The sequence below is a fragment of the Candidatus Wallbacteria bacterium genome (genome assembly GCA_028687545.1).
Lineage (GTDB): Bacteria > Muiribacteriota > JAQTZZ01 > JAQTZZ01 > JAQTZZ01 > JAQTZZ01.
In genome coordinates this window covers 1-13,525 of record JAQTZZ010000021.1, presented here as the reverse complement: position 1 = coordinate 13,525, position 13,525 = coordinate 1, and the positions used below count along the sequence as shown (strand labels likewise).

12 protein-coding genes are annotated in these 13,525 nt (G+C 50.1%); 1 reads left to right on the top strand and 11 read right to left on the bottom strand.

All coding sequences use genetic code 11. The features are described 5' to 3' along the window. Positions 1–20: 20 nt before the first annotated feature. The 3 genes from nifJ to PHW04_10150 all read right to left on the bottom strand — a co-directional run bounded on the left by nifJ (position 21) and on the right by PHW04_10150 (position 4,958). The gene (gene nifJ, locus PHW04_10160; GenBank protein ID MDD2716248.1) at positions 21–3,620 is read right to left on the bottom strand and encodes a pyruvate:ferredoxin (flavodoxin) oxidoreductase; all 3,600 of its coding nucleotides are present in this window, start codon (positions 3,618–3,620) and stop codon (positions 21–23) included. Between the two features lie 128 nt (positions 3,621–3,748). Next, positions 3,749–4,135 carry an NFACT RNA binding domain-containing protein gene (locus PHW04_10155; protein ID MDD2716247.1) on the bottom strand — a complete coding sequence of 129 codons (387 nt, stop codon included), beginning with the start codon at positions 4,133–4,135 and terminating at the stop codon, positions 3,749–3,751. Between the two features lie 220 nt (positions 4,136–4,355). Next, positions 4,356–4,958: a hypothetical protein gene (locus tag PHW04_10150; protein ID MDD2716246.1), complete on the bottom strand. Its 603-nt coding sequence runs from the start codon at positions 4,956–4,958 to the stop codon at positions 4,356–4,358. 167 nt (positions 4,959–5,125) lie between these two features. Here PHW04_10150 and PHW04_10145 point away from each other — a divergent pair, with 167 nt between their 5' ends. Continuing rightward, positions 5,126–6,358 carry a hypothetical protein gene (locus PHW04_10145; GenBank protein MDD2716245.1) on the top strand — a complete coding sequence of 411 codons (1,233 nt, stop codon included), beginning with the start codon at positions 5,126–5,128 and terminating at the stop codon, positions 6,356–6,358. A 4-nt stretch (positions 6,359–6,362) separates the two neighbouring features. Here the strand turns inward: PHW04_10145 and PHW04_10140 are convergent, their stop codons facing one another. From PHW04_10140 to PHW04_10105, 8 genes are all read right to left on the bottom strand, one after another. Further along, positions 6,363–7,529 carry an RsmB/NOP family class I SAM-dependent RNA methyltransferase gene (locus PHW04_10140; protein ID MDD2716244.1) on the bottom strand — a complete coding sequence of 389 codons (1,167 nt, stop codon included), beginning with the start codon at positions 7,527–7,529 and terminating at the stop codon, positions 6,363–6,365. Between the two features lie 8 nt (positions 7,530–7,537). Further along, positions 7,538–7,747 carry a zinc ribbon domain-containing protein gene (locus PHW04_10135; GenBank protein MDD2716243.1) on the bottom strand — a complete coding sequence of 70 codons (210 nt, stop codon included), beginning with the start codon at positions 7,745–7,747 and terminating at the stop codon, positions 7,538–7,540. 39 nt (positions 7,748–7,786) lie between these two features. Continuing rightward, positions 7,787–9,049 (bottom strand): aminotransferase class III-fold pyridoxal phosphate-dependent enzyme, encoded by a 1,263-nt coding sequence (locus tag PHW04_10130; protein ID MDD2716242.1) that lies wholly within the window; start codon positions 9,047–9,049, stop codon positions 7,787–7,789. A gap of 55 nt (positions 9,050–9,104) precedes the next feature. Then, positions 9,105–9,731 carry a flavodoxin family protein gene (locus PHW04_10125; GenBank protein ID MDD2716241.1) on the bottom strand — a complete coding sequence of 209 codons (627 nt, stop codon included), beginning with the start codon at positions 9,729–9,731 and terminating at the stop codon, positions 9,105–9,107. Then, positions 9,731–10,264 (bottom strand): DUF116 domain-containing protein, encoded by a 534-nt coding sequence (locus PHW04_10120; protein MDD2716240.1) that lies wholly within the window; start codon positions 10,262–10,264, stop codon positions 9,731–9,733. Before PHW04_10120 ends, PHW04_10125 begins: the two co-directional genes overlap by 1 nt. Continuing rightward, the gene (gene fmt / locus PHW04_10115; GenBank protein MDD2716239.1) at positions 10,261–11,178 is read right to left on the bottom strand and encodes a methionyl-tRNA formyltransferase; all 918 of its coding nucleotides are present in this window, start codon (positions 11,176–11,178) and stop codon (positions 10,261–10,263) included. The genes PHW04_10120 and fmt overlap by 4 nt, the downstream gene beginning before the upstream one ends. Further along, on the bottom strand, positions 11,175–11,678 hold the full coding sequence (gene def, locus PHW04_10110; protein MDD2716238.1) for a peptide deformylase: 504 nt from the start codon (positions 11,676–11,678) through the stop codon (positions 11,175–11,177). The genes fmt and def overlap by 4 nt, the downstream gene beginning before the upstream one ends. A 155-nt stretch (positions 11,679–11,833) precedes the next feature. Next, positions 11,834–13,525 (bottom strand): hypothetical protein (locus PHW04_10105; GenBank protein ID MDD2716237.1); only part of this gene is annotated, 1,692 nt, incomplete at its 5' end.

Below are 13,525 nucleotides of genomic sequence, written 5' to 3'. Positions count from 1 at the left end.
GCGCTCAGATTTAACGGCTTCTAAGCCTCAGCAGTTTTCTCCTTCTTCGCAGTCTCGGTCTTCGTGGCGTCGACTTTGTACTGCTCCATCTCGGCGAGCTTCTTGTAGTAGGCATAGCGCTGTTTGGCAGCCAGCTCGGCTTCGGCGAAGAGGCGCTTGGCGTCGTCCGGGTGGGTCTTCTTCAGGGCCGAGAACCTGACTTCGCCTTCCAGGAATTCCTGATAGGACATGGTCGGTTCCTTGCTGTCCAGTTGGAACGGATTCTTGCCTTCCAGTGCCAGCAGCGGGTTATAGCGGTACAATGTCCAGTAGCCCGAGTCCACAGCCCTCTTTTCCTCGTCCTGGCTCTTGCCGAGTCCGGCCTTGATGCCGTGGGCGATGCAGGGGGCATAGGCGATCACGATCGAGGGTCCGGGGTAGGATTCGGCTTCCACGAGCGCTTTCACAGTCTGATTCGGATTTGCGCCCATGGCTATGGAGGCGACATAGACATAGCCATAGCTCATGGCCATCATGCCCAGGTTTTTCTTCACAGTGCGTTTTCCGGAAGCCGCGAACTTGGCGATCGCGCCCAGATTGGTGGATTTTGAGGACTGCCCGCCTGTATTGGAATATACTTCAGTGTCCATCACAAGCACATTCACGTTTCTGCCCATGGCCAGCACATGGTCCAGACCGCCGTAGCCGATGTCATAGGCCCAGCCGTCGCCGCCGAAGATCCAGACTGATTTGTCCGTGATGTAGTCCATCAGTTCCAGCACCTTGGCAAGTGTCTTAGCCTGGTCTCCGTTGAGCTTGCCTTTCAGCTTCAGCACTTCGGTCTTGAATTTCGCGGCATTTTCAAGGGACTCGGTGTCGATCACAGTCCACTTGTCCAGCGCTTTAGCAATCAGGGTTTTGGTGGTTTCGGGAATCTCGTACTGTCTGAGAGTTTCGAGATTGGTGCGCAGCTGCTTGCGGTTGGAATTGACTGCGAGCTTCATGCCGAAACCGTATTCGGCATTGTCTTCGAACAGTGAATTGGCCCAGGAGGGACCATGTCCGTTCTTATCCTTGGTGTAGGGCATGGTGGGGAAAGTTCCGCCCCAGATCGAAGAGCATCCGGTGGCATTGGCGACCATCATCCGTTCACCATATAACTGAGTCACGAGCTTCACGTACGGTGTTTCGCCGCATCCGCCGCAGGCTCCGGAAAATTCCATGTAAGGCAGGCAGAACTGGCTGCCCTTCAGGCTTTCGCGGGTTGTACCCTCCAGGGTGTTGTCAGGAAGATTTCCGAAAAATTCGGCGTTTTCGAGCTGGCCGTCTGTTCTTTCTTTCTCCACGTCAGCCATGGCAATGGCTTTTTTGGGGGCAGGGCAGACGTTTACGCAGGACTCGCATCCCTGGCAGTCTTCGGTGTATACCTGCAGCCGGAATTTGAGGCCTGTCTTGCTGGCAGGTTTGGTTTCGACCACATTAAATGTTTTGGGAGCCTTGGCCAGGTCTGCCTGTTTGACGAGCTTGGTGCGGATGGAAGCGTGCGGGCAGACAAAGCTGCAGCGGTTGCACTGGATGCAGTTTTCCGGAATCCAGTGCGGGACATAAGGTGAAACTCCGCGCTTTTCAATCGCTGCAGTGCCGGATTCCACGCCGCCGTCGATGGGCATGGCTGAAACCGGGATAGCATCGCCTTTAAGACGCATCACGGGCTCAATCACTTTTTTCATGAAATCCGTGGGCTTGTCAGGCAGCAGCTTAATGTTGGGAGCGCTTTTTTTGATGTCTTTGACAGTGGCCGGGATCTTGACTTTTTCCAGGGCGCTGACAGCGGCATCAATGCATTTCCAGTTCATTTCCACGATGTCCTTGCCTTTTTTGCTGAATTCCTTTTCTACCGCTTTCTTGATCAGGCTGATGGCTTCTTTTTCAGGAAGGATTTCGGAGATCTGGAAAAAGGAAGTCTGCATGACTGTGTTGATCCTGCCGCCAAGTCCCTGCTGCTCTGAAATTTTCCGGGCATCGATGTTGTAGAATCTGATCTTTTTGTTGATGATCGTTTCCTGCATTTCGCGGGTCAGGTTGTTGAAGGCTTCTTCGCCGGTCCAGGTGGAGTTGAGCAGGAATGTGCCGTTTTCCTGGATCCCTTCCAGGATGTCATAGCGGCCAATGTAAGCCGGATTGTGCAGGGCCACGAAATTGGGCCTGGTGACGTAATATGAGGAACGGATCTTTTCTTTTCCGAAACGCAGGTGGGAAATTGTGATGCCGCCCGATTTCTTGGAGTCGTATTGGAAATAACCCTGGGCATACATGTCCGTGTGGTCGCCGATGATCTTGATGGAGTTCTTATTGGCACCGACCGTGCCGTCAGACCCCAGGCCCCAGAATTTGCAGCGGCGCACGCTCTTCTGTTCAGCATCGATCTCTTCGGTGATTTTCACAGAGCGATGTGTCACATCGTCATTGATTCCGACTGTGAAATTGTGGAAACCGTCTTTCTTGAGATGCTGATAAACTGCGTTGACCATGGTGGGGGTGAATTCCTTGGAGGAAAGTCCGAAACGGCCGCCAATGATCTTCAGGTTGCGGCCAAACAGTGCAGCCGTGACATCCAGGAACAGCGGTTCGCCGAGTGAGCCGGGTTCCTTGGTTCTGTCCAGCACAGCGATCCTCTTGGCGGTTGCCGGGATGCAGTCGGTGAAATCCTTGACCGAGAAGGGTCTGTAGAGCCTCACGATCACTGCTCCGACTTTCTGCCCCTGTGCAGACAGATAATCGATGGTTTCCTGTACGATTTCAGCGCCTGAGCCCATGATCACGATCAGGTCTTCTGCGTCCTTGGCTCCGTAATAATCAAACAGGTTGTATTTTCTGCCGGTCTTTTCGCCGACTTTTTTCAGGTACTTTTTCACAACGCTGGGCAATGCATCGTAAAAACTGTTGACCGTTTCCCGGCCCTGGAAATAAACGTCCGGATTCTGGGCTCCGACTTTGATTCTGGGTTTGTCAGGCCTGAGTGCCGTATTGCGGAAGTCTTCGATATACTTCATATCCACCAGGGATTTGATGGTATCGTAATCGATCATTTCGACTTTCTGGATTTCATTGGAAGTGCGGAAGCCATCAAAGTAATGCAGGAACGGGATCCTGGATTCCATGGTGGAAAGGTGAGCCACCAGGGCCATATCCATGGCTTCCTGAACCGAGTTGGAGGCGAGCATCGCAAAACCCGTATTGCGTGCCGACATTACATCAGAGTGGTCGCCGAATATGGAAAGAGCCTGGCAGGCCAGGGAACGGGCGGAAACATGGATCACGCACGGCAGAAGCTCGCCGGCGATCTTATGCATATTGGGAAGCATCAGCATCAGACCCTGGGAGGCGGTGAAGGTAGTGGTCAATGCTCCGGCTGTGAGCGAGCCGTGAACCGCTCCGGCAGCTCCGCCTTCGGACTGCATTTCAATCACATCCACAATCTCGCCGAAAATGTTTTTCTGCCCGTGGGCAGCCCATTCGTCGGCGTTTTCACCCATTGTGGAGGACGGGGTGATGGGGTAGATGGCCGCAACTTCTGACAGCGCGTAAGCAATGTAGGATGCCGCGTGATTGCCATCGATGGTCTTGAAATCTTTTCCCATGTGTTCTCTCCTTATAATAAAGATTGGTACCGAATCTCCAACTCCATTCGCCTGAATTTTACAGCGACTGCCTTAAATAATCAAGTGAAATCTGTCACAAAGTGCTGTTTTAGTGGCTTTCAGAAGGTTCAGACTTTTTTGCGCTCATCCGCACTGATATTGATCACGATCTTGCGTGTGCGGGAAACCAGCACTGTGCCTTTATATGGACCTGGCGCTCTTTTGACGTTTTTAACTTCAGTGTAGGTCACGCTGACGCGGCTGGCTTTTTTCTGCTTGGAGTGCAGGGCAGCAAGCCTGGCTGCGAATTCCAGGTCTTCCTTGGATACTTCGTCAGAACCCGATTCGCGGCGCAGGATCGTGTGAGCGCCCGGGGTATGTTCGACATGGATAAAGTAATCATGCGGTGCCGCTTCGCCGAATGTCAGAAATTCGCTGGACGCGGAACTGCGGGCTACCAGGACTTCCCGGCCGCCAGGGGAGAGAAAAATCTGGAAATACTGGTTAGCGGACATCAGAATAGTTTAACAGGCTGGATGTGGCAAGGCAAAGGGGAGGAGACAGTATCCTCAAAAAAAAGTCCTGCACTTGCAGGACTTTAAAGACTTAACCGGATTACTAAATTTGATAGTGACTGCCTATCGGAAAAAAAATCGGGAGACTTAAGTTATGGAGATGAAATGGTTTTTTAAAAAAGGGGCAGTCAGCCCCTTTTTTAGACTCAATTTTTAACTTCTATTTCCAAGTAAAGTTGAGGCCGATGCCGTATGTCCAGTCAGAAACAGAGATGTCTCTTGAACCGCAGGGTGCAACTGCTGCGGTGGAGGGAATCAGGTCATTCACGTCTGCAGTGAGGTATTTACCCTCAAGAGAGATATTGAATGATTCTGAGACCAGATAAGCAAATCCGAGACGGGTAGAGAAACCCCAGACGCTGTCTGAGTAAATGGTGCCACTGGCTACTGGCTGGTAATGGACATTAAAGGACCCGGTACCGATGCCATAGAGAAACTGCCAGTTGTCGGCGAGATTGTGGAACCAGGTTGCTTCGATCAGCAGGGGATTGACTTCTCCCTTGTGGCTGTCTTTAGTTTCACTGTAAGTACCGTAAGAAAGATCGAGCAGGCAGTCCTTGGAGGGATACCAGCCGAAGCCGCCGCACACCAATGTACCGCGCATACTGCTTCCCGCTGCAGTCATGATATCGTCGGGCTGGTAACCATTGAAATTCAGGAACAGGGAATAATTGTGCTTGAAATTGTAGTCGAGATAGTTCTGCCTGGCCTCCAGGGCAACGAGGGAGACCAGTACGAGGAGAATCGTGAGAGTCTTCTTCATCCGTAACCTCCGATTTTTGGTTAACAGTATTATCCTGATTTGGAGCAGAACTGTCAAGCCATGCGGGGAGCGTTGATTATCGGTTTTTCGGAGAAAATGTAACCGCCAACCAAAATCACTGAAACTAGGTCTCAAGATTCAAGCTGATAATTCCGATATTCATACTGATGAAGAACAAATTTTATTTATTTTTTTTATTGATTTTCTGTACAGCTGTTTTTTCAGAGGAAGTTCCGGCATATCATCCGTCCTACAAACAGCTTCATGAACTGGTCAAACTCTCCGGCATCCCGGAACTCAGCAAATACATGGATGCAGACAGCGGGCTGACCAGTGCTGAGATGGCTCAGGCACTGGCTTCCATACTGATCAACCAATCCTATCTGGAACTCGATACACGAGAATCAGAGCGCAGACCTCTTTTCTTCAAAATGCGCAGTAAATTGCCGGAATTGAGGGAACTGACCGAATTTCTCAAGCTGGAATTGAAAGATTTCAGCATTGACTATGATTTTCTGGTTTCGGAATACGACAGACTCTCGCGCTGGGTGGCCGAAGATCCCGAGCTTGCGAGTGTTTCAAAAATGGAAGTAGTGACACTCGATCAAGGTACTTCCGAAACGGAAACCCAGGCTGAAGTAAATTCCGACCGCGAACAGGTGAGAGAGGAAACTGCCAGGGAGATCAAGGAAAAACTGACAGGTATCAAAGCAGAAGATGTACCAGTTCCAAAAAAGGATTATTCTCCCACCGGGAGTTTCAGACTGATAGAGATGCAGGGTACTGATATCCCAGCTGAGCGCTGGGTGAACACTTTCAGCTATCTGGTTTATAAAGATAACAATTCCAAAGCGGATTCGATAGATTCAGGATTCAATTGCTCTGAACTGATCTATTCTCCAAATGAGATTGTGAGCTACTATCTGGGTGCAGATCTGCTGGAAAAAGAAAAATCCGGCATCTATCGGCGTCATTACTCCACTGAAGCTGGGATGAAGATTCTTTCGAACCGTTTTGCGCGGAATTTCTTCAAATTCTCACTCGGATGCGAAGGCAAATTCTTCAGCCAGGGCTGGAACGGTACCAGGGTCGATTTGTACATGGCTTCCGCTTACTATGCTCCGGCCTGGAAAGGGACACAGCTTCTCAACAATATCCGTTATGTCACATGGGGGGGGCAGAATAAATTTCTGACTTCATTCGGGATTGAAGCGAAAATCTTCCATTACCCGCTGTATTTTCTGGGTGAAGCCAATCAGGACTTCCAAAGCGGGAATTACAACGTCATCAATACAGGAATTCGTTATAAGAGAAAGCATCTTAATACAGATCTGACCTTGGAAAATGACCGCAACAAAAACCGCAGGGCTGTCGGGGTCAACTTTTTCTGGGGATTCTAGAGAATCAGCATTTTTTTAATAGTGCCAGAAAAAATCCGTCCATTTCCAGAAATCCAGGCTTGATGAAGCAGGGAAATTTCAGATTCAGACGGTCCAATCTGTATTCCAGAGTTTCGATCCTGGCATCGATCTGGGAATTCAGGAATAGATTCAGCAGGTCGCCGGTCTCCTCTTTCGTATAAGTACAGACGCTGTAGAAAATCGCTCCACCCGGTTTCAGTAGATTGAAAGCCTGATCAAGCAGCTTTTCCTGGGTCTTCTGAAAATTCGACAGGTCTTTCTGCTGTTTTTCCCACTTGATTTCCGGATGCCTTCTGATCACACCCAGAGAGGAGCAGGGTGCATCCACCAGAATCAGATCATATCCGGGTTTCAGTTGATCAAGTCCGATGATATTTACATTGCTGAGTTTCATCCGCTGCAGATTCTCCCTGATCAGCGGAATTCTGTCAGGGAGATCTGTGGCAGTATAAACTTTCTCAGGACATTTCTGAGCGAGAAGTGTGACCTTTCCACCGGGAGCAGCACATAGGTCCAGCACTTTATCCGCGGAAAAAGTGGAGGCGATTTCAGCGATCAGCTGCGAGCCTTCATCCTGAAAATAGAATTTGCCTTGTGACCAGGCTTTTGAGTCAAGCAGATTTTTAGGTTCATTGTAGTAGTAAGCATAGGGCAGATGAGCCGGTGCGAGCCTGTATCCTTCCAGTTCCAAGGTTCTGGCTGTTTCACCTGTTGAACCTGGATCGAGCCTCAAAGTGTTTGGAGGCGGCTGGTTCAAGGTGTCCAGCACTTTCTCCCAGTCAGGGAAGGCGCTCTGCGTAGCCCTGATGATCCACTCAGGGAATGAATATAAAAGGGAGTTGTAGTTGGATTCTTTAGGTCCTGGCAGCGAATCCCGGTAATCCGGCCTGAGTACAGCTTTACGCAAAACCGCATTCACGAATCCCGCGCTTTTTCTGGATTTTTTCTTGGCTTTCTCCACTGCCGAAGAAACGACCGCACCTGGATGCGAACCTGTGGTGAAAAAATGCTCGGCCAGAGCTGAAAGCATGATTTCTCTGATCTCAGGTTGGATATTGGCATACTTCTGCCCGGAAATTTTACCTACCAGGAATTCCAGGGTGTTTCTGCGGCGGACGGCTTCGATGGCAACTCTTGAATTGGAGATCATAACAGCCGTCAGTGCACGAACAAGTCGAAAATATTGCCCAGCATGCTGGTATCTGCTTCGTAGAATTCCGTGTAATGGCAGTTCTCGCAGGTCACTGTGGAAAAGCGCCGGCCTTCCACTTCAAAGAGCTTTCCCCAGTAGCTTCCGGAAGCGCGGATTTCCCCGACTTTATAAGCAGTATTTCCGCATTTGGGGCATTTGTAATTCAGATTGTCCATAGCTATCTCCTTGGAACCTTAAATTTTTAAAACTGTGTTTCAGGGAATCGCCTTGGCCACCACTTCAAAGGCATTCGCGACTGCGGAGCAGACCTGGTTAATATCCTTGTCAGTATGCCTGTAGCAGACATAGCCGTGATGGAACGGCTGCATGAATACTCCGGCCCGCACCAGCTCGGTGTAGAACAGGTTGCGCCTGTCGCGGTAACGTTTATCCTCTTTCTTATCCGAATCCTTGAAGAAGGTGAAGAAAGGCATCGGATCAAGTCCGGAATAGATGGCCTTAACACCGGTCTTGTCAATGGAGGCAAGTGCCGCGTCGCGGATTTTCCGGCCATTGGCATGCACAAGGTCCAGGGCCTTCTCCCTCTCCAAAAAGTTGATCGTGGCGATGGCAGCCACCATTTCCATGCTGTTGGGGAAAAAGGTGGAAGAGACGAAGACATGCTTGTCCTCGAAGCTCTGCATGATTTCGCGTTTGCCGACAACCACTGAGATCGGGTAGCCGTTGGCCATGGCTTTGCCGAATATCGCCATGTCCGGGGTTACCCCGTAATATTTCTGGGCACCGCCCAGGCTGAAGCGGAAGCCGGTGCGGATCTCGTCAAAGATCAGGACAATCCCGTTCTGTTTCGTGAGTTCGCGCACCTTGTTCAGAAAGTCGTTCTTCGGCTCCTGGATCGGCTCATTGAGCTCATGGTCTATGGGAGTCATGATCACTACTCCCACATTGCCTTTGTAGAGTTCGATCTTGGCCTTGAGCGAGTCAATGTCATTGTAATGGAAGGAATCCACATCCTTGTAACAGTTGCCTGGAATGCCGTTCTTGACTGCAATCGCCCAGTCGTGCCAGCCGTGATAACCGCAGCGCAGGATCATGTCTTTACCTGCATGGGCTCGGGCCACGCGTACTGCGGCAGTGGCAGCGTCTGATCCTGTCTTGACCGGAAAACTCATTTCAGCGCAGGGAATGTGCTTCCTCAGCAGGGCGAGCAGTTCGGTCTGATGCGGCTGGGCCAGGTTGAAGCAGAAACCGTCTGCCTTGATTTTATTGATCACTGCATTGTCGATTTCCTCTTCCCTGTGGCCAATGATGATCGGGCCATAGGAGGCTAGCAGATCCACGTACTCGTTGCCGTCAACGTCAGTGATCCGTCCGCCTTTGCCGCTTTTGATGAAAACCGGGTATTCTCCCGGAATGAAATTCTCAGGTTTCCTGATGCCAACGACTCCGCCAGGGCAATATTCCTTGGCAGCCTCGAACATCTTAAGCGACTTATCGATTTTGAGTTTTTTGCTCATCGATCCCCCTTAAAGCTGTAATTATTGGTTCAATGATATTACTAAACAGAGATGGTTACAACTCGGATTCTGGTGCAGTCTGTGATGTTTTAAATTCCCTCACCAGCGCTTCCGCCAGTTCCTTTGACCTCTCGAATGGGTTGAAGATCTTATCGCTCCTGACATCTCCCTGGCCGCCTACACCCAGATAGGGAAGTCTGGGCACCTTCACGGTCTTCATTCCCAGCAGATTCGCGAAATCGTGCAGATACTCCAGCACCTGAAGAGGATTCGTATACTCAGCCACGCCGACCAGGCCGCACGGTTTATTCTTAAAACCGGCTTCAATGCCGCGGGTCCCGGCTGATTCAAGAGAGAAAAACAGGGCGATGATCCGCTCGATCAGGGCCTGGAATTTAGTCGGAGGACCTCTGAAATACAGGGGCGCGCCGATCACCAGCGCATCCGCCAGTTCGATCTTCTGCAGAACTCCGGCTACGTCGTCTTTGATGCTGCATTCATATGGATGACCAGCACAGAAGCTTGAACATACTACCCTGCAGGGGCTGACGTCAAGATCAGACACCTGGATGATTTCAAAAGTGGATGGTTCGATTTCCCTGATCTCGCTGATCACCTGATTTACCAGCAGATTCGTATACTTGTCCCTTCTCATCGACCCTACAATCCCAAGAATCCGCATCACAGACACCCCGTTTCTTTTAACCTGAAAACTTGCAGCGCCTGCTTCAGTTTTTTCAGGCTGATCCTGGTGTCAATGCAGGGACCTTCCGGCTGACGGATGAAAATTCCGAACAGCGGGGTATCAAGTTCGCAGAGACCCTGGCTCAGGTCATATTCGCAGGCTGCGGCTATGATCAGATCCGGTTTGAGCTCTGCCGTGATTTTTCTGGCAAACCTGCCTCCTGAAGCGATTGCCAGCATGAAACCAAGCTGTTTTTTCAGTACTATGATCCTGCCGAGATCGCAGTTTCCACAGTTTGTGCAGCATTTCAATCTGAAGAGCAGGCGGTGCGGACATTCCGAGTCCTGAAGGCAGCTTGGCAGCAGGACCAGAAGCCTGTTTACAGGCAGCCTGTTCTGAAATTTCCTTGATATCAGCAGATTATTGAGCTTCACGAATCCCCGCCTGACTGTGAATTCATCTATGGACAGAACTCTTGCAGCTGAGAGTGACAGAGGCAACAGTAATTTGAATACTCCGGAAATCTTCATCCCAGCACAGTCCCCTCGATTTTATAGCCGCAGACAAAAGCCCAGGCTTCGGTTTCCTTTTTACTCGGCATCTGCAGCTTCAGTATTTCCAGCACTCCGCTTCCACAGGCTACCAGCAGGTTTTCTTTCTGAGCGCTGAAAACAAGGCCGGGCTGATGTGGTGATTTTTCGCTGGAATGCACGCGGGCCGCCGTAATCTTGAGCGGGCAGCCGAGATAGTTCGTGAAGCAGCCGGGCCATGGGGTGAGCGCCCTGATCTGGTCATTGATCTGCTGGGCAGAGCGGAAAAAATCGATGATCCCGTCTTCTTTAATCAGAAGCGGCGCATGAGTGGCCAGGCTCTCATCCTGTTCACGCGGTTGAATCTTCCCGGTTTCAAAAAGATCCAGGGTTTCCAGCAGCATCTTTGCTCCCATGCGGCTCAGACGCTCTTCCAGCACAGGCCTGTATTCGATCGGAGAGATCTCCACTTCCCGCTGAAGCAGGATCGGACCGGCATCCAGCTTTGAACTAAGCTTTATGATACTCACTCCTGTCGTTTTATCGCTGTTGAGCAGTGCATAGGCGACCGGGGAAGGGCCTCGGTATTTTGGCAGGAGCGATGGGTGAAGGTTGAGAAATCCGAATCCAGGCCGCTTGAGCAGCCAGCCCGGGACAAAAAAGCAGCTGGCCACCACTATACCTGCGTCCAGGTTCCGGAACATTGACTCCATGGAACGATCCAGTTTTTCCACCTGATGAACCGGTATTCCATGGGATTCTCCCCAGATTTTCACCGCAGGCTGCTGCAGTTTCATGCCGCGGCAGGCAGGGCGGTCAGGCGACGTGGCAATGAAGGTAATCTGATGGTTTTGATGCAGCGCTTCCAGGGATGGGATTGAAAATTCAGGGTTACCGAGAAAGGCAACCTTCATTTCTGGGATGCTCCTGTCTGTTTGAGTTCCCTGAGTCTCTTTTTCAAGAGATTGAATTTGGTAGTCCCGACATGATCTATGATCAGAACTGCGTTGAGGTGATCCACTTCGTGCTGGACCACGCGGGCTTCCAGTCCCTCTGCATATCTGTCCACCATCTGCTCCTGACAGTTGCAATATGTGTATTTGATCATTGTGGGTCGTTCGATCTCGGCTGTGATCTCGGGAAAGGAGAGGCATCCTTCCTCATACACGTTGCTTTCATCTGATGTCCAGTAGATTTCAGGGTTGAAGAGCATCTCCGGTTCTCCGCCCCCTTCCTTCAAATCCATCACTATAATCCGCAGATTCTTTCCGATTTGAGGGGCTGCCAGTCCGACTCCCTTGGCTTCGTGCAGAGCAAGAATCATCTCCCTGGCCAGGTTGATTTCCTCTTTGGTGATCTTCGCTGGCTCGGATTTCTGCCGCAGCGACGGGTTGCCGTATACTTTTATTTCCATGGCATTGTCCTTGGAATGGATTTACGGGAATATTTTAGAGCGGAATCATCAATTTTGCAAACGCACAGAGTAGACTAAGAGCCTCTAAAAAATGTTTACCCCAGCTACAGCGTAGAAAAAATTTTATAAGAGGCTCTAAGCCTCAACAGGTCGAATCACTGCGGTTCTATTTGTATTTTCACGTTTCCAGGCAGGTCATCCAGAAATCCATTCAGCTCTGCGCTGATTTTCTGATAATGATCCTCTGGGATCGAAAGCAGGCATTGAAATTCGTTACCGCTTTTTGGGCCTGGGTATTCGGGTAGGAAAAAGGCTTTCCCACTTGTCAGTTGATCAAGTCTGATTTTAAGTTCTGAAACAGAGGCAGATTTTCCGGCCTTAGTGATGACTTTCAGCAGATAGCCAAACGGCGGGTAGTTGATTCTCTTCCTGGAGGACAGTTCCTGTTTATAAAATCTGGTCGGATTACCTGAAAATTGCCCTTCCCAGCATTTATAAAGCAGATTCTCCGCATCGAGGAGTTTGAAGAAAACATAGATTGAGCGGATTTTTTTCTGCTGCAGGAGAAGAAAACAGCGGCGCATGGTCTGGAAAAACTTTTCGCTGTTCTGATAATTATTCTGCAGCAGCAGAATGTCCGGGTGCAGGAGTGCCAGAATTTCACAGTTGCTCCTCTGAGGAAAGTAAATATTAAGAGGTGTGATCAGTACCCTGCTTTTACTGTCTACCGCCAGATCTGAGGAATCAATGATCTGAATCGGATATTCTCCGCCCAGTTTTTTTTTAAGGAGATCCGCGATTTTTTCCCTGCCCCCTGAACCGAATCTGAATGACGAAGCACCGCAGCCAGGACAGGAATTAAGTTCGCCTCTGCAGTCAGGACAGAATATGATGGAACGGTCGAAATGCAGCGGAATTCCGCATTTCCCGCAGCGCATCAGTAATCCACATTTTCCACAGATAACAGACCTGATGTATCCGCTTCCGGGAAAAAGTATTTGAGAATGCGTCCCTTCAGGAGCTGATTTGATCCTGTGGATAAGCTCTTCGAAAACTATATTGTTAATAACATTGGGAGACAACGACAATCTGAAATCTTCCGCTATTTTATCCACAGGTTGTGGATAACCTGTGATTAATTTGTGTGTAACTGTCTGGAACGTGGCAGCTGATGGGCTGCAGGATGAAATTATCACCTTCGCTCCCTCGATTTCCCTGCGCAGTCTGGTCACTTCCGAGGTTCTGTAGCAGAGCCTGCTTTCTTCCCGATGCTGGGCAGACTCTTCGTCAAAGACCAGGAATACGCTTCCGGTCTTGACAGGCGCGAAGACAGCCTGCCTTGTGCCGATAATCACTCTGGCTGACCCAGCCAGGATTTTTTCCCATTCCAGGTACTTTCTGCCTGGAGGCAACTCACTGTGCAGCACCGCAAGCCCGGCCTGGACTGCAGAGAGCCTTTTCACCCAGAAATCGATCTGAGACAGATGAGGAAGAAGCACAACCACGGACAGGCCTCTCTCCAGAAATTTTTCTGTAGCCCGCAGATAATTTCCGGGTTTACGGGTTTCATCTATGAAAAGCAGTTCATCGGCAGAACACAGTCTGTCTACGATTCCGCTGTCGCAGAAACCCATTTCTGCTTGTTGCAGTTTCTGATTGACAGCGGATTTCCTCTTTGGCGGAAATTTAATTCCCAGGGCCATCACTGCAAATACCATCCCCAGGGAAGTGAAATGAGTCATTGACAAACGGGTTGCCAGTTCGATCAGTGAGGGAGTAAAGAATGGGAATCTTTCTACTGTCTCTAAAATCACTTCCGCGTCTTTAAAAGAGCGCTGGTGAATTTC

Excerpts from the sequence above, each read along its gene's own strand:
- def (MDD2716238.1), bottom strand. The coding sequence starts at position 11,678 with ATGGAAATAAAAGTATACGGCAACCCGTCGCTGCGGCAGAAATCCGAG.
- PHW04_10130 (MDD2716242.1), bottom strand. The coding sequence starts at position 9,049 with ATGAGCAAAAAACTCAAAATCGATAAGTCGCTTAAGATGTTCGAGGCT.
- PHW04_10120 (MDD2716240.1), bottom strand. The coding sequence starts at position 10,264 with ATGAAGATTTCCGGAGTATTCAAATTACTGTTGCCTCTGTCACTCTCA.
- PHW04_10155 (MDD2716247.1), bottom strand. The coding sequence starts at position 4,135 with ATGTCCGCTAACCAGTATTTCCAGATTTTTCTCTCCCCTGGCGGCCGG.
- fmt (MDD2716239.1), bottom strand. The coding sequence starts at position 11,178 with ATGAAGGTTGCCTTTCTCGGTAACCCTGAATTTTCAATCCCATCCCTG.
- PHW04_10135 (MDD2716243.1), bottom strand. The coding sequence starts at position 7,747 with ATGGACAATCTGAATTACAAATGCCCCAAATGCGGAAATACTGCTTAT.
- PHW04_10150 (MDD2716246.1), bottom strand. The coding sequence starts at position 4,958 with ATGAAGAAGACTCTCACGATTCTCCTCGTACTGGTCTCCCTCGTTGCC.
- PHW04_10125 (MDD2716241.1), bottom strand. The coding sequence starts at position 9,731 with ATGCGGATTCTTGGGATTGTAGGGTCGATGAGAAGGGACAAGTATACG.
- PHW04_10140 (MDD2716244.1), bottom strand. The coding sequence starts at position 7,529 with ATGATCTCCAATTCAAGAGTTGCCATCGAAGCCGTCCGCCGCAGAAAC.
- PHW04_10145 (MDD2716245.1), top strand. The coding sequence starts at position 5,126 with ATGAAGAACAAATTTTATTTATTTTTTTTATTGATTTTCTGTACAGCT.
- nifJ (MDD2716248.1), bottom strand. The coding sequence starts at position 3,620 with ATGGGAAAAGATTTCAAGACCATCGATGGCAATCACGCGGCATCCTAC.